We start from the raw sequence: 18,348 nt of genomic DNA, 5'->3' as shown, positions 1-18,348 counted from the left end.
ACGCCGGTCCGTTATTGCGTTTCACTCCAGGAGAGAGCGGTAGTCCACGTGCGAATCAAGACCTTGTACATCAGGTTCTACAAGTCGTTCAACTACGACTACCTGCGCAAGAGTGACACCCGGGCGGCACCCGATCCGTGGGACGTCGTCAATGAGCAGGATCCCCGCTTCTTCCCGTTCGTTCAGCTCTCCCTCGAACGGGAGATCAGCACCGTTGTCGGAGCGAACGAGTCCGGCAAGAGCCAGGTCATCTCCGCCGTGAAGTGTCTTCTGACCGGCGCGGGTATCGAGCGGCGGGACTTCTGCCGCTACTCCGAACTGTTAGCCGTCGACAAGGAGATGGCCGCACCAGAGTTCGGGGGTGAGTTCGGGGACCTGACTGACGAGGAACGAGAGGTCCTCCGCGGGCTGCTTGGTGCAGACGCAGACAATCCGCTTGAGTCGTTCTGGATGTTTCGCTTAAACAAGGGAGTAAGGGTCTACGGCCGCCAGGCTGCCTCGGCTGCCGCGAAGCCCGTATGGCTCAGCACGACCCTCACAGACGCCCAAATTAAGAAGATCACGCTTCCGACCTTTTTCGAGATTCACGCAAATGTGCCGCTTCCTAGCAGTGTCCCCCTTGAGTACCTGACGGCTGCGAAGACTAAGAAGCCTGCGTTCTCACGCGAAGGTCGCCTGCGGTTCTTCCGCACGCTCTTCGATGACACCAAGATCTTCGAGACGACCGACGCGTTGACCAAGGCGGCTGAGAAGGTCGTGACGACCTATGCTTCGTACGCCGGTGTCACAGACGATGACCTGCACGCGCGGCTTGAGTTGGCCGAGAAGCTGCTGTTCGATGTGGGGCAGATCGACAAGTCGTCGTTCATTGAGCTCCAGAAGGCCGTCGAGGCGGGCTCGGGCGCAGAGGGCTGGGCGAACGGCCTGGTTCGTAAGATGAACGCGCAACTAGCCGACGCCCTCAACTTCCCGAAATGGTGGTCGCAAGACGCTGAGTTTTCGGTCTACCTAACGCTCCGAGATTTCGATCTAATCTTCACCGTCCGCGACCGAACCGGTCAGGAGTACTCGTTCGGCGAGAGGTCGAGCGGGATGAGCTACTTCCTCTCGTACTTCGTCCGCTACCGATCGCACGTTCCAGCGGGCAACCAAGAGATTCTCCTGATGGACGAGCCAGACACTTATCTCTCGATGCAAGGTCAGCAGGACCTACTTCGCATCTTCGCTGATTTCGCCGCACCGGAAGAGCCGGACACCGCGCCCATTCAGGTCCTCTACGTCACCCACTCCCCATTCCTCATCGACAAGAACCACGGCGAGCGCATCAGGGTTCTGGAGAAAGGAGAGGGCGATGAAGGCAGTCGGGTCGTCGAGAACGCAGCCAAAAATCACTACGAGCCTCTGCGGTCAGCTTTCGGCGCATTCGTCGCCGAGACCACCTTCATTGGCAACTGCAACCTGATGCTTGAAGGCCAAGCCGATCAGGTACTCCTCGCTGGCCTCAGCTCGCTTGCGCGACGACTTGGAACCAAGGACACGACGCTCGACCTCAACACGCTGACCCTGGTTCCGGCCGGCGGCGCAGAGCACATCCCGTACATGGTGTATCTCGCACGGGGTCGCGATGTGGATAAGCCTGCCGTGACCGTTCTCCTCGATTCCGACGACGAAGGGAACCGTCAGGCCGCTGAGCTTCGTCGGGGCTACCGTGGCAAGCGTCTCGTAGACGACGCGTTCATCATCCAGGTCGGTGGCCTTGACGCCGATAAGTTGGCTACGGACGTCGGCGCACCGATCGAGATTGAGGATCTGATTCCTGCTGAAGTGCTTCGGCTGGCGGTCATTCGCTTCGCCCGAGAGGTTCTGAGCCAGACAGACGCCGACCACATAGCCGAGCATCTCACGATAATCACTCCTCAGAGTGACGAGAAGCTCTTCAAAGCGGCGGAGCGGATGGCTCGGGCGGCGAGCCCGAATCAGGACCGCCCTCTGGATCTCGACAAGGTTGGCGTAGCCCGCGCCGTCCTCCACGTGGTAGAGAAGGAGGTCAGCTCTGACCTTCGCGACCGCACACTTGCGAACTTCACGGAACTTTTCCGACTTCTTGACCGCGCGCAGCGCTCGGCTACACGCAAGAAGGCGAACGACCTCACGACCCGGAACCTCAAGGACTTGCGAACCCGATTCGAGCGAGATCACCCTACGACCGCGACTCGTCGGCAAGTCGAGGAGCTGTTGGACAACATGCTCGACCAACTCCGAGAAAACAACGTTCAAGCAGACAAGGTTCGTGACACTATCCGAGGAATTCGTGTGGACTTCAAGTTGGACGTGGACCCTATGACGCCAGTTGAGAAGTTCGATGCACTTAAACAGGCGCTAGCCGAAATCGTCTACCGTCCGGTACTGGATGCGCAGGAAGCGGCTCCCTCAGCCGTGGCTGACGCGGACTTAGTTCGAACATCGTAAGCCCGGCCCTGCCGCTGCAGATGTCCAGCGCCGTGCCCTTGGTGTGATAACGGTCGGCAACTGCTTCGCGTCAGCGGAGCTGATGAACGCGCGCCGACGAAGTCGCACTGATGTGGTGATTTCGAAGTTGTCGTATTTGCTGAGACACCGGGACTGTGACCGAGAGCGCTGACGGAGGCTACTCCAACCAAGATCGTCCGATACGTCGCGATTGCGTGATTAGATTCTAGTGTCAGACCCCTAATCTAATGTGAGACACCATGGGCACCTTCGCCGAGCTCTTTAGCCTCTTGGACACCAAGCCTGCAACGCGGGGCAGGCAGTTTGAGCATCTCTGCAAATGGTTTTTGACCAATGATCCGACGTACAAGGCCGAGCTGCGACGGGTGTGGTTGTGGGACGATTGGCCAGGCCGATGGGCTGCTGACGCTGGCATCGATTTGGTCGGTGAGGGCCACGACGGAAAACTTTGGGCGATCCAGGCCAAGGCTTATGCGCGACATCATGCTGTCACCAAGAACGATGTGAATAAATTCCTTGCCGAGTCGTCCCGTGCCATCTTCTCGTTTCGACTGCTGATTGCCACTACTGACAAGCTTCACAGCATCGCTCGTCGGACGATCAACGACCAAGAAAAGCATGTCAGCTTGGTGGGCTTGAGTGACCTTCTGACATCGGATGTGGTCTGGCCCAGCGATCCTGCAAACCTGCGGCCATCGCCGCCTCCGAATCCGGTCACGCCGCGGGATTACCAACAAGAAGCGATGCACGCCGTTGTAAAGGGATTCGAAACTGCCGACCGGGGACAGCTCATCATGGCCTGCGGCACAGGGAAGACCCTCACGTCTCTTTTCATCAAGGAGAAGATAGATGCTGAGCGGACCCTCGTCCTGCTGCCTTCGCTGTCACTGCTCAAGCAGACGATGCAGGTTTGGCGGGTCCGCTGCGCGAAGGCGTTCGAGTCTTTGCCGGTGTGCTCTGACAAGACCGTCGCCCAGAACACCGACGAAGCAATTGCACACACCAGCGAGCTGGGTGTACCCGTGACTACTGAGCCCGCCGAGATAGCCGCATTCCTGCGGCGGCAGTCGGGGCCGCGTGTGGTCTTCGCGACCTATCAGTCACTTCCGCAGATCGCCGCCGCGTTCGCGCTCGGGCAGTTGCCCGCGTTCGACTTGGTCGTCGCTGACGAGGCGCACCGGATCGCCGGTGACGAATCCACAGTTTTTGCAACAGTTCTCGATGCTGACGCCATCAAGGCTCGACGTCGCCTTTTCATGACCGCGACCCCGCGTTACCACACGGGGCGGGTCCGGAAGGCAGCGCAGGACGTCGAGATGGAAGTCGCGTCGATGGACGATCCAACCAGGTTCGGTGTGGTGTTCCACAGATTGAGCTTCGGAGAAGCAATCAGGAGGAAACTCCTGACCGACTATCAGGTTGCCATCGTGGGTGTGGACGACGCGACGTACCAGGCGTGGGTTGCGAAGGGCGCCCTAGTCATACGCGGGGGGCAGGTCACAGATGCTCGGTCCCTAGCGAGTCAGATCGGTTTGGCCAAGGCAATGCACAGGTATGATCTGCGTCGGATCATCAGCTTTCATTCCCGCATTGATCGGGCCCGCGAGTTCGCCGCCGAATTGCCGCAAGTTATCGAGTGGATGCCGGCCAACGATCGTCCGGCGGGTCCGCTGTGGACCGGATACGCCTCTGGAGAGATGACCGCTGGTCAACGTCACGTCCAACTTCAGCGGCTACATCAGCTTGAAGTCGGAGAGCGTGGCTTGTTGGCGAACGCCCGGTGTCTCTCGGAGGGTGTCGATGTCCCGACGCTCGATGGGGTCGCGTTCATTGACCCCCGCCGCAGCGAGGTCGATATCGTGCAGGCGGTCGGCCGGGCGATCCGGCTCGCTGAGGACAAGACCGTCGGAACAATCGTCCTGCCGGTATTCGTCGACACCGAGACGGATCCCGAAGCGGCACTCGATGATTCCTCTTTCAAGCCGGTGTGGGATGTCATCAATGCGCTCCGGGCGCACGATGAGGATCTGGCCGAGCAGATCGACACCATACGCCGAGAACTCGGCAGGAAGGGTGGTCGTCCGAGGATTCCTGACAAGCTTCATTTCGATGCTCCGGCCAGGGTGAGTGCGGATTTTGCCCGCGCCTTCGATATTCGGTTGGTCGAGAAGACGAGCGCGAAATGGGAGTTCCGGTATGGATTGCTCGTTAGATACGCCGATGAGAATGGCACCGCGCGGATCCCCGTTGATCTCGTTGTGGACGGTTTTCCTCTCGGCCAGTGGGCCAGTGTCCAGCGGGGCCTGCACTCGAAGAGGAGGCTGAACGATGACCGACGGAACAAGTTGGAAGAACTGCCCGACTGGTCTTGGGATGTTCTCTCGGATCAGTGGGACGTCTGGATCGGTTTGATGAATGAGTTCGTCGCTGATCATGGTCATGCCAATGTGCCGTTCCCCTACTCTGTCGGCGAGTACAACCTTCGGAGTTGGGTTGCCACCCAACGTGGGCTATTTCGTCAAGGACGACTGTCTGAACGACGCATCCGCGAACTCGAAGCTCTGCCGGGTTGGTTGTGGGGCGTGCTTGAGGACAACTGGCAGCAAAACTACAACGCACTCAAGCGGTTCGCTGAACGCACCGGCCACTCTCGAATCACGCAGCGGCACAAGGAGAACGGGTTAAACCTTGGGACATGGGTGGCGGTTCAACGAAGGAACCGAAAGGAGTTGTCCCCCGAACGGGTGGCATTGTTGGAAGATCTCCCGGGATGGTCGTGGAACCCATTCGCCGATCGCTGGGAGAATTCATACGCCGAGCTGGTGAAGTTCGCTGAACGTGAAGGCCATTCTCGTGTCCCCACGTCACATCGTGAGAACGGTGTTCAGTTGGGCAGGTGGGTAACACACCAGCGTAGCGTTCGGAACAAGCTCACCGTTGAACAGAGGAAGCGCCTTGAGGCTCTCCCGGGCTGGAGCTGGGACGCACGGTCAGACATGTGGGACCGCAAATTTGCACTGCTGCAACAGTTCCAGCGGAGGGAAGGGCATGCACTGGTTTCGCAGGGACACCTCGAAGAAGGCATCAAGCTAGGATCGTGGGTCAACGAGCAGCGAAACAGGAAAGAAGAAATCGGTGCTGAGCGGCGTGCACGGTTGGAGGCCACGCCTGGGTGGGCGTGGGACCCGCACGCTGCGGCGTGGGAGCGCGGGTACGGCGCCCTAGTTCGGTATGCCGATCGCGAGGGGCACGCACGTGTCCCCGGCGAACACGTTGAGGGCATAGTGAAGCTCGGTGGATGGGTTGGGGAGCAGCGGGCAAGCCAGGGAACGATGAGCTCGGAACGCAGAATGAGGCTGGAAGCCGTCCCGGGCTGGAGCTGGAACTCCACTGAGGACTCCTGGATGGAAAACCTCGAACTGCTGCGGAATTTCGCCATCAGAGAGGGGCACACCAATGTCCCGGTGAACTACGTAGAGAACGGGTTGAAACTCGGGCAGTGGACGCGACTCCGGCGGAGTGAACATATGAAACTCACACCGCAGAGGAGGGCGCTATTGGATGCGATTCCAGGCTGGTTCTGGGGTAAGAAGTCAGACTATGTGTGGAATCAAAAGTTTGCCCTTCTGAAGAAGTTTGTCGACCGCGAAGGACACGCGAGCGTCCCCGATGTCTATGTCCAGGACGGGGTTAGGCTCGGCAATTGGGTGAGAGAACAACGGGCAGGGAGAACGAACCTATCCGCCGAGCGGAAAGCCATGCTCGAAGCCTTGCCAGGTTGGAGTTGAGAAATCCCCATCACCGGTACGAGCCCAGCAATTACGAAGAGGGACGATGGCAGTCTCGTATTTCCCGGGCGATCAGTTCCGCAAGCCGTTGGTGCGAGCCACGGCTCAAATGCACGCCATCGGTGCCTGACCGCGCAACGGTAGCCGCGTCCACGAACAATGCCCGACGTTCATCCGCCACCCGGCGTATCGCACCGGCCAGTTCGCGTGACTTGCGGACGGATTCGACGCCGTATTCGGAACTTTGCTCGGCGAACCCAGGCTGGTCGGGGTCGACGTGGATCGGACTGACCAGCAGTACCGCCGGGGCGCCACCGTTACGCGTCCACGCAGCGTGCTCAATGTCGTCGATATACCCATCTAGCGCGGTGGCGACGGCGCCTACGTCGCGACCGAACTTGGTTTTCAAATCGTTGTTCCCCAGCATGATGACCACCATGTCCAAGGGCGAGTGGCTTCGAAGGCAGGGTTGGAAGTACTTGCGGCCATTGCGGTCATCTCGATCAGGGTCGTCGAGATCGGTGGTCCGGCCACCGAGGCCTTCCTCGATTATCGAGTAGCCGACCCCCAATACTTGCTGCAGCTGCCCGGTCCAGCGCACGTCGGCCGGCCATCGGCCGCGCCCCTCGGAGGGCTGGCCGAAGGTGTTGGAATCCCCGAAACACAGGACGGTAAGAGCGGAGGGATTGACGATCAAGGTCAGTTCCTAACGGTCATGTGAACGAACCGAGATGTGCGGCAACCCCGCCAAGACCATTGGTGATCAGGTTGCTCCGACGGGACAGCAGGTCATCGGTCAGCGAATGAGCCAGCGGAATGTGGCGAACGAATTCCGGAGCCATCGCGCATGCTTTGTGAAGCGTGTCCACGGCCCCGGCATCATCTCGGGTCCCGATCTGCGCCTGTGCGACATTCACCAGCCTACGACTCAACAGCGTGGGCGGAATCCCTGTGTTACCGCAGGTGATGACCGCAGCAAGTTCCAGAGCTTCACGCGGCCGATTTGCTCCGATCTCGTTGATCATGCCGAAGCTGGCGGCCGAGCTTCGACCGAAAACATTGGACACCTCAGGTCTGCTGCAATACTCGTCGTCCAGCAGCGTCCCCGCAGACTCGCACAGGCGGAGATATCGCCGTGGTTCACAATAATCCCCGGTGAGAGAAGCCGCGAATGCCGCGTAACACAGAAGCTCTCCCCAGATCGAGATATGGCGCGGCGTGGCTGTCGACAACCGCGGCTCGATCTCGGCAGCAGCATCCTCCGCGCACACGACGGCATCGTCGTACAGGCCACATTTCGTCAGAAGCCACGATTGCGAACCTCTGATGGCGGCCCGTGTCAGCTCATCCCCACTCGCCCCGGTCAATGACTCCGCACGGAAGAGCGCGAGTGCTGCCAAGTCCGTATGTGCCATGTAGCCAAGCAGATTGGAGGCTGCATGCAGCAGTTGCGCCAGCAAAACTTGAACCTGACGGCGTTTCTCGCCCGTTGTCTCCTCGACGGCGTTATACGCACCGGCCAGAGCGGTAGGAAGCACCTGCTCCAATTCGCCGAGACGGGCCGAGAAGAACAAGTGCCATACATTCGCCACCGCAGCTGCGATCTCGAAATGCCTGGCTGGCGGTACATCCGGGATGCATCCCATCAGCGTTCGCCGCAAAGCAGAAATACCGTCATCGTGCGAAACATGATATGAGCTATCCGAAACTTCACCGCCACTCGGCCAGGTCGTTACCGCGGATGACCGCGAGCAAACGCGCGAGACCTCGGGAAGTTGCTTGGGGACGCCAGCGAACTCGTTTTGCCGTTCCTGATGCAGTACTGCATCGAAGCGCGCCCGCTGCTCGTCGTTAAGGCGCCCGCACGCGGTGTCCATGCACTCGGAGTACTTCGCACCCAAGGCGATATCCGCACCCCGGCGTTCCCATTTACCGACCGCCTCGACAGAGCATCCGATCCGGTCTGCGAACTGAACCTGCGTGTCCCGCAACGCTGCTCGCAGCGCAGCGACCTCGAGCCCCGTCCAGGTAATGATCGTCATTTCTCGGCGTTCTCCCCTCCTGCAGTACCGCCACAGTACGAACTCCGTACGAGTTCGGTGAGTCCTTCGAATGCGTCAACACGGCAAAGCTGAGACCAATCATCGCAGACCAGCGAAGGTGCCGTTCAGCCTTCGTCACAAGGAACCGGAGCCGCCCGAATGCCAACGCCCGCAACCGATACCAGCAACCGCGAACCGGCAAGCGTGGATCCGACCGCCACCGGCACCGACCCGGCCGAAGATCACTCGAACCGGCAACTACCGAAGCTCCCCACCCGGCGCACCCACAACCAGTCGATGGCGGCCACGTTGCGGCTCTGGCACACAAGGAATATCGACCTCTTGGAGCGCGTCGCGGCCGGCCTCCGTCACCTGAGTCCTCCGGCAGCGTGCAAGAGTGCCGCGCCCGTCCGCGGGCGTGCGCACGCGACGCATGTGATGGCCGACCACGCTACCCACAACTGCGCCCGATTCCGCCTCGCAGCTCAGTACATCGAAGCCCACCAGTGACCACCAGCCCGAGCCCGTGCCGTTCGATCGCGGCACGTCGATACGCGGAGGGACAAGCACTTTGACAGAACCGAGCACATCACGGCGAGCGATTGCTCTGCTGCACAGCGACCATGATCCGGACACGTACGAGACACTGACTCGGCAGCACCGACTGGAAGTCGTCTACACCGTGCACACCGACGCCCTCGCCGTCCTGGCCGCACTGATCGCCGCCCAACATGCCTATGAATACGCTGCGGACGCGGTCGTGATTCCACACCTCGACACTCTCGAGGTCGACTCGCCATGGTGGGCGATCACCCAGGTCACCGACCTCATCACGGGCACACGGACATATCCCAAGCTGCCGGCCGCCACCCCAGGGACGGGGCGCGAGCTGTGATCACACTCGGACTCGTCGTTGCGATCGGTCTGCCACTGGCCGTGCTGATTCTGGCCGTCATGCTGCCCGAACGAGGAGACAAACCATAATTCGCCGCGACTGCCCCGCGGCGGCCAGCTCCGTGAACTGCGCCGCGGAGCCGATCGATCCACGTCTATCGGGAGACGCGGTCTATGTCGCCGGCCGGCCCGTGGGCCGTGACCTACCTGCGAAACCTGTGGCCTCGACGGCGTCACGCGAAGCAACGGCTCAGGTTGCCGCCTTCTTGATTCGTGCGCCGAGCGCGTCCAGTTCGTCGAGGACGAGACCGGCACCCCATACCTGTTCCCTCTTCCGATTCGTCAGGGGGCGCAGGACTCCCGCCTCGTGCAGCCTATCGATGGCGGCGTAACTACTGCTCGTGCTGAGCTGGAACCGGTCCGAGACGTCTTCCGCGGTGATGACCGGCATGGCGATCAACGACGCCATGATCTTGGCGGCTGCGCTGTGGCTGCGGACCGGACCTGTCAACTCGCGCCACTGTTCTGGAATGGCGGCGAGATAACTTGCGGTCTTGCGGGATTGAGAGGCAGCTATGCGTGAACCGGCTGTGAACGAGTTCATCAAGGGTTCCGGGTCGCCGCTGCGGTACGCGGACAGATCGTCGAAGTAGCGATCCCGGTGGGCTACAAGTGCCGAGGCCAACGGAACCACAACCGTATTCGTCACAGCTCGCCGCCGGAGCACGCTGTTGATGAGCGCTCGACCGATACGGCCGTTGCCATCGGTGAACGGGTGGATGGATTCGAACTGGGCATGCGCGATCGCAGCTTGAGCCAGTGCGGGGATATCGTCCCGGTTGGCGTACCTGATGAGGTCTTGCAGGTATTCATCGACGGTTTCCGGCGGCGGAGGAACATACAGGGCGTCGCGTGGGGAGTACTTGCTGCCTCCGATCCAGTTCTGCATGTCGCGAACGCGTCCGGCGTAGTCGCCGTCCGTCGAGTCGTCCCGCATGAGTTCGTAGTGAGCGGCCGTCAGGTCGGCCAGTTCGATTCTCCGGGTGCTGGTGACCTTGGTCAGAAGTACGTCGGTGGCAGTCGTAGCGGCGACCATCGACGTGGCCGATGGGTTGGCTTTCACGCCGTGCAGCGCTCGGGCATAGTCGTCGACCGCAGCGTCGATCTCCTCGATCCGGGATGAGGCAACACATTCGGTCCGCAGCAGAAGAGTGCCGAGAGCACCGAGTACAGCCGGGTGCTCGGCGTCGAGTGCGGTAATTTCCTGCAACGCCGCTTCCATGTCCACGGAGAGGCGCGAGGGCAGTTGAACCTCGGAGTCTGCGATAAACGGGGGGAGGCTGACCGCGACTTCTCGCACTGTCCGGTCGTCGCGGGTCCCGCCCCTGAACTGTTGGTGCCACGGGACCACCCGGCGCTCGTGCGGGGGCCAGCCTGCGTCTGCCATAGCTCCTCCGTAACTCGGAATAGCAGTCCTCTTATTCCGAGTTTCATCTTAAACTCGGAATAGCGGGCGGTCTAATCCGACTTACCTGGGCGACGACGTCGCGCTTCAGACCGAATGAAGGGTCGGCACCCGGCACGGAGATCGACACCCCGCTCGTCGCGGTATCTCGAGCCGAGGTCGGCAACGACCTTCCGCTGAGAGCGCATTGGGGCCCGGAAGAACTCGTCGACACACTGACCGGTTCGCAACTTGCCAACTTGAAGGAGTTACGGCCGAGACAGACGATGATTCGTGTGCTGTTCGCGTTCGACCCATGGCGGTCGGCCATCTTGCTGACCGGCGGCGACAAGACCGGGCAGTGGAAGAGCTGGTACGAGCAGGCGATTCCGCACGCGGAAGAGCTGTACCGCGTGTATTTGAAGGAACGGGCAGAGGAGGACAGGCGATGAGTAGCTTCTCCAAGTGGGATCGCGAAGGCTATCGCCGCCGTGTGGGCGAAGAAGAAGCGGCGCGTCGTCGTCGGTCGATCATGGCCGAGCAGTGGGGCCACCAGCTTGCCGAGGAGCGGAAGCGGCTGGGGTTCACGCAGGCAGGTTTGGCCGAGATCATGGGTGTCAGCCCGGGGCGGGTGTCGCAGATCGAGCATGGTGAAGTCGCGACGGTTGAAGCTCTCGCCGCATACGTTTCCGCATTGGGTGGGAAGCTGGAGCTGCTGGCGGATATCGGTGGCCATCTGCTGAAGATGCCGACCGACCCCGCGGCGTGAGGTGACGTATCACCGACAGCGGACTGTACCGTCGCATTGCGCCGTCCGAACCGGGACTGGGGCGGTCCATGCCAGCACAAAGGCAACCCGAGGGTGTCGGCCAGCAAGTTAACATTCACCGGTGACCGAGTCGATATCCCCGGAGTGCAACCCGAACGAATCAGCGCACGGACACCCGCATTCCGGGCGCGGGGAGAACTGATGGATCAGCGCCCACTACTGCGCGACCTCATCGACATCAAAGAGCACATCGCCGGCTCGGACTATGTGCTCACCCTCGCCGACGCGGTGACCGAAGAAGGGTCGGCGAAGGCGGTGCAGGACTACGTTCTCACCGATCGCCTGGTCGGCAACTTCGACGAAGCGTTGTCGCTGATCAAGTCGGCGCTCGACGGCAACACCTCCAAGCCTGCGTTCCTGCACGGCTCGTTCGGTTCCGGTAAATCGCACTTCATGGCTGTGCTGTACGCGCTGCTGTCCGGCAATACGGCGGTGCGGTCGCGCACCGATTTCGACTCGTTGCTCACCAAGCACGAGTGGTTGCTGTCGGACGGCAAGAAGTTCCTGATGGTGCCGTATCACATGATCGACGCCAAGACGATGGAGCAGCGGGTGCTCGGCGGGTACGTCGAGTTCGTCCGCAAACGCCATCCCGATGCCGACGTTCCCGCGGTGTATCGCACCGACGCCCTGTTCACCGATCTGCGCAACCTCCGCGAAACCATGGGTGAGCAGCAGTTCCTGGACGCCCTCAACCGTGATTACGCGGAGGACGACGACGAGTGGGGCGATTCGGCGGCCTTCTGGACCTCGGACAAGGTCGATACCGCGCTCACCGCGGAGGAGGCCGAGGACTCCAGTCAGCTCGATATGGTCAATCCGACCGCGCCGCGCGAGCTGCGCCGGAAACTGATCCACGATGCGGTCACCACGCTCCTGCCCGGTTATACGAAATTCGCCGCCGAGGACGAGACCGGCTTCATCTCACTCGATGCGGGCCTGAGTGTCATTGCCGCCCATGCGAAGTCGCTCGGCTACGACGGCCTGGTGCTGTTCCTCGACGAGTTGATCCTTTGGCTGGCCAGTCTCATCCACGACGAGAAGCGGGTGGCGCGCGAAGCCAGCAAGATCACCAACTTCCGTGAAGGCGGCGATGCCCGCCGCGCCATACCGATCGTGTCCTTCATCGCCCGCCAGCGCGATCTGCGTGAGCTGGTCGGAGAGGAACTGGCCGGTGCCGCGGAATCGGCGATCCAGGATGCGTTGAACCACGCGTCGGGCCGGTTCGACCTGATCAGTCTGGAAGACCGCAATCTCCCGCAGATCGCCCACGCCCGCCTGCTGAGGCCGCGTGACGACGACGCGGTCGCGCAGATCAACGCCGCATTCGAGAAGACGAAGAAGCTCGGCCCGAAAGTCTGGGACACGCTGCTCGGTTCGGACGAGAGCACCACCGGCGCCGACGAGGCGGCCTTCCGATTGAGCTACCCGTTCTCCCCCGCCTTCCTGGACACCCTCGTTCACATCTCCGCGGCCCTGCAGCGTTCCCGCACCGGCCTCAAGCTGATGGGGCAGCTACTCGCCGATCACCGCAACGAATTGCGACTCGGCGACCTGGTACCGCTCGGCGACCTCTACGAGCAGCTGACCAAGGGCGGTGACCGCCCGTTCGTCGCCGACAAGAAGGTGCTGTTCGACGCCGCCGACAAGCTCTACAAGACCCGGCTGCGCCCGTACCTGCTCAGCACCTGCGAGGTGACCGAGGACGATGTCGACACCTATCTGAATCGGCGCGACAGCATCACCGACGCCCAGCTGGCCGGCCGCTGCAAGAAGTTCGTCGGCCAGAACCGGCTGGCCTGCACCGTACTGCTCGCCGCCCTCGCACCCAGCGTTCCGGCGTTGCGCGACTTGACCATTCGCCGCCTCGGCGCCCTCAACCACGGCTCGATCACCACCATGATCCCGGGCCGCGAAGAGGGTGTCATCAAGGACATGGTCACCGAGTGGGCGTCGCGGTTCCCGGAGATCAAGGAAACCGGTAGCGACGCCAATCCGGGTGTGCGACTGGAACTTTCCGGTGTCGATGTGGAGTCGGTGATCGCCAACGCGCAGGTCAACGACAATCCGTCCAACCGGTTGGCGATGGCGCGCGATCTGCTCGCCGACGAGTTCGGCCTCGACCGCGCCAATGACCGTTTCGGTTCCGACGAACTGCGTTTCGTGTGGCGCGGGTCGAACCGCGTCGTGGAGGTGCTGTTCGGCAATGTGGCCGATGAGGAGACGCTGCCGAATCACGATATGCAGCCGTCGATCGAGGGTCGTTGGCGCATCATCGTCGATCTGCCCTACGACGAGAACAACCTGAACCCGATCGTCGATCTCGACCGGATCCGGCGGTTGCGGGAACAGCAGGGCGACAACCATCCTCGCGCGGTCGCCTGGCTGCCGACACATCTGACGAAACCGCGTTGGGAGGATTTCCGGCGGCTCGTGGTCGTCACCAAGGCCCTCGCCGACCCGTATCGCTTCGACACCCAGTACGCCCAGCACCTGAACCCCGACAACCGGGCCAGTGCCAAGCAGCTGCTCGAATCGCAGCGCGAAACGCTGCGCAACAAGGTGCTCGCCACCTTCAAACAGGCGTACGGGCTGGCCGAACGGAAACCGGCCGATGTCACCGACGAGCTCGATCAGCATTTCTATCCGCTGCCGGATCTCGACGGGCTCACCGTCTCCATCGGTCAGTCGCTGCACGACGCGCTGCGCCATGTGGCCGGAAAGCTACTGGCGCACCAGCTTCCGGGCCACCCGGACCTCGACGCCGCCGGCACCGGGACCGCGGTGAAGCCCGCGGACGCGAAACTCGTCCTCACCCATGTGCGCGGCGCCGCCGAAGCGCGTGACGGGCGGGTCGAGGTGCCGGCGAAGGATCGGCCGCTGATGAAGCGCATCGCCGAACCGCTCGGGCTGGGACAGCAGAAGGAAGCGTATTTCGAGCTGTCCCGGCGCTGGGCCGATCATTTCCGCTTGACGGCGCAGAACGAAGGCATCACCGGCGATCTGTCGGTGATTTCCCTGGGCGATTGGACCGACCTGCCCGACAAGCGCGGGCTCGAGCCGCATATCGCGAACCTGGTGATCGCCTCGTTCGCCGAGATGGACGATCGGGTGTGGGTGCGCGGGGGCGTCCCGATCGACACTCCGGAACTGACCAAGATCCAGGCCGGCGACGCCCTGCGGACCCAGCCACTGCCCGGTGAGGCCGAGTGGGATGCCGCACGCAACCGGTTCGAGGTGATCTTCGGAGACAAGGCGCCGACGCTGCGCCGCGGCGGGCTGGTTCAGCAGTTCGCCCGCCAGATCACTACCGCCGCAACGAAATATCTGGATCCTGCCGTCCGATTGGTGGAACAGCTCGAACAGCACAGTGAGTTCCTGCGGCTCGACGACACCGAACCCGGTGGGCGGCTTGCGATCGCGCGCCGTGCGGCCCAGTTGCTCAATGAACTCACGAAGGCCGATGGCGGATCGGCGGGTGCGAAACGAACCGTGGAGACCTTCGCCGGTTTCGATCTGGCCGATATCAGTCCGGACCGCTACGCGACCTCGATCAAGTCCGCGGACCGGGTGATCTCCGCACTCGCCGATGCCGCGTGGGACAACCTGGCCTTGGCGCAGCATCTGGGACCGGAGGGTGCGGCGCTGCTGGATTCGCTGCGTTCGGTCGCACGTGCGGATCAGCGGTCGAGCGATCTGGCCGAGAAACTGCGCCGCACCAATGCCGAGGTGACCAGGCTGTCCAAGGAGAGGCTGGTCAAGGACAAGCAACGCCGCGAAGAGGAGACGCGCGATCCGGGGCCGGTGGTGGCCGACAAGATCGAGCTCATTACGGACAGCAGTCATCCTGCGGTGCCGACGGACCAGGAAACCTCGGCCGACCAGGACGACACGACGAAGTCCAAGCGCACCAACATTTACCGGACCACCGCACGCGAGGCGGCCCGGTCCGTCGAGAAGGAACTCGCCAGGCTCGCGCAGCTCGAACCCGACGCCACCATCGAAATCACGTGGAAGGTTGTCGAATGACCGCGACCGTCGCGGGGGCCATGCGCCTGTCGAGAACCACGGTCGCCCAATACCTTGCCGCGAACCACAAACTCACGGAGATCCTCACTGCGCCGCAGGGCAACATCACGATCCTGCTGCGCGGTGAGCCGGTGTGGGACGGCGAGCCCGTGCTGGCGCTGTCCGACGGCCGCGCGGTGCGGGTGGAACCGGCCCCCTCGCCGCTGGCGGTGCACGAACAGATTCTGGCGCACCCCAGAGATATCAATCCGGATCCGCGAGTGCTCGTGGTGATCACCGATGTCGAGGAACACGACCTCGACCCGGCCATCCTGGCGCGGGTCCACCGCGCCCACATCTATGTCGTGGACCAGTGGGACATCGTCCGGGAGACCTTCGGCACCAAAGAGATCGACCCGATGCTGCGGCGTATCACCTGGGTCTGCGAAGCGCTGCTCGATGCCTCCGGCGCTCGGCGCTGGCCGGCCACACTGGCCGGTGATGTCCTCTCTCGCACACCGACATTGGCCGCACTGGCCGCTCGTCGTCTCGACCTCGGTGACGTCGGCGACCGTATCGATGCGCGCACCCTGCTCATCTGGTCGCAGCGACCGGGTCACCCGCAACTGCTGCTCGACCTGCGCGGGCCCGAACGTGACGGTTTGATCGAATTCCTCAGCGAGACAGATCAATCCGGGCCTACCGGTCGAGTCCTGACGACATTGGCCGTCAACGGACACGGCGATGAAGCCGTCGCCTACGGCCTGCTGTGCGCGGCACTGTGGCGCCATGCCGCACCGAACAATCCGGTCTATCAAGCCCGGGGCAGGGTCGAACGGTGGCTGGGCGAGGACTTCCCGATCAAGGGTGAGGCACTCGATTCGGTGCTCAGTTCCTTCGGCACGGTCTGCGAGGACTACATCAGCGATCTGCTCACCCGGGCGCGCACCGAGACCGATCCGGGAGACGAAGCCGACGAGCACGCCCGGCAGGCCCGCAAGATCACCGATACGGTGCTTTCCCGCGCCGATGCCCTCGCCCGACAGTTCGGCGCACTCGAAGCGGCGGCAAGCAGCCCCCTCCTCGCCGTCGGCCTGGAGGCGCGAATCACGGCGGCCGGAAACGCGCTCGGTCGCGGCCAGCTCGACAGCATCGACCGAGCCGTCACCGACCTGCGCAATCACAAGCTTGCACCGGATCACCACGTACGTATCCAGCGAATCCGGATGGCGCAGCGGCTGACTCGGTGGCTCGCGACCGCACCCGATCCCACCGTCGACACCGTGGCTGCGGCCATCGACCGGCAGATGCGCGACACCGCCTGGGCCGACCGCGCCCTGGATGCGCTCGAGGCGGGTGGCGACGACGATCCCGCGGTGCGGATCGCCTATCAGGACATCGCGACGAAAGTCCGGGCCGTGCGGCGCGAATTCGATCGGGAGTTCGCCACTGTCCTCGCCCAGTGGACCGCCTCGGGCAGCGCACCCGGCTCCATGCTGACCGTCGAGACCTTCCTGCACCGAGTGGTCCGCCCACTGGCCGCCACACGGCGCGTCATGCTCATCGTCATCGACGGAATGAGCGGTGCGATCGCGACCGAGCTGGCGGGTGAGCTTCGCAAGTCCTTCGCGGAATACGACCCGTTGCCCGGCGACAAGCATGTGCGGCGGCGGTCGATGGTCGCCGCATTGCCGAGTCTGACCGCGGTGTCGCGCACGTCATTGTTCGCGGGCACGCTGATGAAGGGCGACCAGAAGGACGAGGCGAGACTGTTTCCCGCCCATCCGTTCTGGGGCGCGAAACAGGCCGAGGTGTTCCACAAACACGATCTGCGCAGTGCCGCGGGCGATCGCTTCGGCAGCGACCTGCTGAATGCACTGGCGAATCCGGACAAACATATCGCCGTCGTGCTCAACACCATCGACGACCGGCTCGCCAAGGAACTGAAACTCGACGACGCCGCCTGGCAGACACGTGAAGTCGGTGATCTCCGCGCGCTCGTCGCCTCGGCCGCCGCGCGAGATATGGCCGTGCTGATCACCAGCGACCACGGGCACGTGGTCGACCGGCACGGCCGGGCATGCGACGGCACCGGAGTCGCCTCGGCGCGACATCGAGTTCCCACGTCGGCCCACGATCGGCTGGATGACTCCGAGATCGCGCTGCGGGGGCCGCGTGTGGTGTGGCCGGAACCGGGAGCCTCGATCGTCGCACTGTGGGATGCCGATTCCCGGTACACCGCTCAGAAAGCCGGTTACCACGGTGGGGCGTCCCTCGCCGAAATGACCATTCCCGTGCTGGCATTCCTGCCGTTCGAATCCGACCCCGGTGATTGGCAGGAGCTGGGCAGCAGCCAGCAGCCGAAATGGTGGATCGGCGACGCAGAGGAAACCCTCGACGTCCCAGAGAAGGAGGCCGTCACCGAACGCGCCAAACGGGCGAGTGCGAAGGCGCGGGAGTTGGCCAGCGATCAGATCACACTCGAGCTGGTGGTACCGGAAGCGGCCCAGCCCGTCCGGCAGGCACTCGGATCGGCAGACGCCATGATCAAGGAGCTGCTGGACTCCGACACGTTCGCCGCCCAACTCGAGACCCTCGCGCGCAAACCGGCGCCCGGAAAACTGGAAAAGGCCATCCGCGCACTACTCGACGGGCCGCAAACCACCACCGCGCTCGCACAGCGGATCGGCGAACTTCCCTCGCGGGCCAGAAGTTTCGCGGCCGTGCTGACCCAACTGCTCAATGTCGACGGGCAGCAGGTGCTGGAGACTCACTCCGACGGCCGCACGCTGCGCCTGCACGTCGGGCTGCTCCGCGAACAGTTCGGACTCCGATGATCGGCACGGGAGGTGC

The 18,348-nt window shown here is 62.8% G+C and carries 10 protein-coding genes; 7 read left to right on the top strand and 3 right to left on the bottom strand.

Features of this window, described 5'->3' with window-relative positions:
- Positions 1-48 precede the first annotated feature (48 nt).
- Both NK1_RS09290 and NK1_RS09285 read left to right on the top strand, forming a co-directional pair.
- Positions 49-2,469: an ATP-dependent nuclease gene (locus NK1_RS09290; protein ID WP_063008142.1), complete on the top strand. Its 2,421-nt coding sequence runs from the start codon at positions 49-51 to the stop codon at positions 2,467-2,469.
- A gap of 260 nt (positions 2,470-2,729) precedes the next feature.
- Positions 2,730-6,278 (top strand): DEAD/DEAH box helicase, encoded by a 3,549-nt coding sequence (locus NK1_RS09285; RefSeq protein ID WP_063905947.1) that lies wholly within the window; start codon positions 2,730-2,732, stop codon positions 6,276-6,278.
- A gap of 31 nt (positions 6,279-6,309) precedes the next feature.
- Here the strand turns inward: NK1_RS09285 and NK1_RS09280 are convergent, their stop codons facing one another.
- Positions 6,310-6,975 (bottom strand): GDSL-type esterase/lipase family protein, encoded by a 666-nt coding sequence (locus tag NK1_RS09280; RefSeq protein ID WP_063008141.1) that lies wholly within the window; start codon positions 6,973-6,975, stop codon positions 6,310-6,312.
- Between the two features lie 16 nt (positions 6,976-6,991).
- Positions 6,992-8,320, bottom strand: coding sequence for a helix-turn-helix domain-containing protein (locus NK1_RS09275; protein ID WP_063008140.1), 1,329 nt, complete (start codon positions 8,318-8,320; stop codon positions 6,992-6,994).
- A 571-nt stretch (positions 8,321-8,891) separates the two neighbouring features.
- Here NK1_RS09275 and NK1_RS09265 point away from each other — a divergent pair.
- Positions 8,892-9,215 carry a hypothetical protein gene (locus NK1_RS09265; RefSeq protein WP_063008138.1) on the top strand — a complete coding sequence of 108 codons (324 nt, stop codon included), beginning with the start codon at positions 8,892-8,894 and terminating at the stop codon, positions 9,213-9,215.
- Positions 9,216-9,464: 249 nt separating this feature from the next.
- Here NK1_RS09265 and NK1_RS09260 read toward each other — a convergent pair whose 3' ends face one another.
- Complete coding sequence (locus NK1_RS09260; RefSeq protein ID WP_063008137.1) at positions 9,465-10,661, bottom strand: Fic family protein; 1,197 nt, start codon at positions 10,659-10,661, stop codon at positions 9,465-9,467.
- Between the two features lie 140 nt (positions 10,662-10,801).
- Here NK1_RS09260 and NK1_RS35605 point away from each other — a divergent pair, with 140 nt between their 5' ends.
- The 4 genes from NK1_RS35605 to pglZ all read left to right on the top strand — a co-directional run bounded on the left by NK1_RS35605 (position 10,802) and on the right by pglZ (position 18,332).
- Positions 10,802-11,110 (top strand): type II toxin-antitoxin system RelE/ParE family toxin, encoded by a 309-nt coding sequence (locus NK1_RS35605; RefSeq protein WP_063008136.1) that lies wholly within the window; start codon positions 10,802-10,804, stop codon positions 11,108-11,110.
- Positions 11,107-11,427 (top strand): helix-turn-helix domain-containing protein, encoded by a 321-nt coding sequence (locus tag NK1_RS09250; RefSeq protein ID WP_063905946.1) that lies wholly within the window; start codon positions 11,107-11,109, stop codon positions 11,425-11,427. Before NK1_RS35605 ends, NK1_RS09250 begins: the two co-directional genes overlap by 4 nt.
- A 93-nt stretch (positions 11,428-11,520) precedes the next feature.
- Positions 11,521-15,516, top strand: coding sequence for a BREX-2 system ATPase PglY (gene pglY, locus NK1_RS09245; protein WP_245660406.1), 3,996 nt, complete (start codon positions 11,521-11,523; stop codon positions 15,514-15,516).
- Entirely contained in the window at positions 15,513-18,332 is a 2,820-nt protein-coding gene (gene pglZ / locus NK1_RS09240) for a BREX-2 system phosphatase PglZ (RefSeq protein ID WP_063008134.1), read from the top strand. The genes pglY and pglZ overlap by 4 nt, the downstream gene beginning before the upstream one ends.
- The last annotated feature ends 16 nt before the right edge of the window (positions 18,333-18,348 follow it).

This window comes from Nocardia kruczakiae NBRC 101016 (assembly GCF_001612965.1).
GTDB classification, from domain to species: Bacteria; Actinomycetota; Actinomycetes; order Mycobacteriales; family Mycobacteriaceae; genus Nocardia; species Nocardia kruczakiae.
This window is presented reverse-complemented; position numbering and strand designations above follow the sequence as displayed.

Excerpts from the sequence above, each read along its gene's own strand:
- NK1_RS09285 (WP_063905947.1), top strand. The coding sequence starts at position 2,730 with ATGGGCACCTTCGCCGAGCTCTTTAGCCTCTTGGACACCAAGCCTGCA.
- NK1_RS09275 (WP_063008140.1), bottom strand. The coding sequence starts at position 8,320 with ATGACGATCATTACCTGGACGGGGCTCGAGGTCGCTGCGCTGCGAGCA.
- NK1_RS09260 (WP_063008137.1), bottom strand. The coding sequence starts at position 10,661 with ATGGCAGACGCAGGCTGGCCCCCGCACGAGCGCCGGGTGGTCCCGTGG.
- NK1_RS09250 (WP_063905946.1), top strand. The coding sequence starts at position 11,107 with ATGAGTAGCTTCTCCAAGTGGGATCGCGAAGGCTATCGCCGCCGTGTG.
- pglZ (WP_063008134.1), top strand. The coding sequence starts at position 15,513 with ATGACCGCGACCGTCGCGGGGGCCATGCGCCTGTCGAGAACCACGGTC.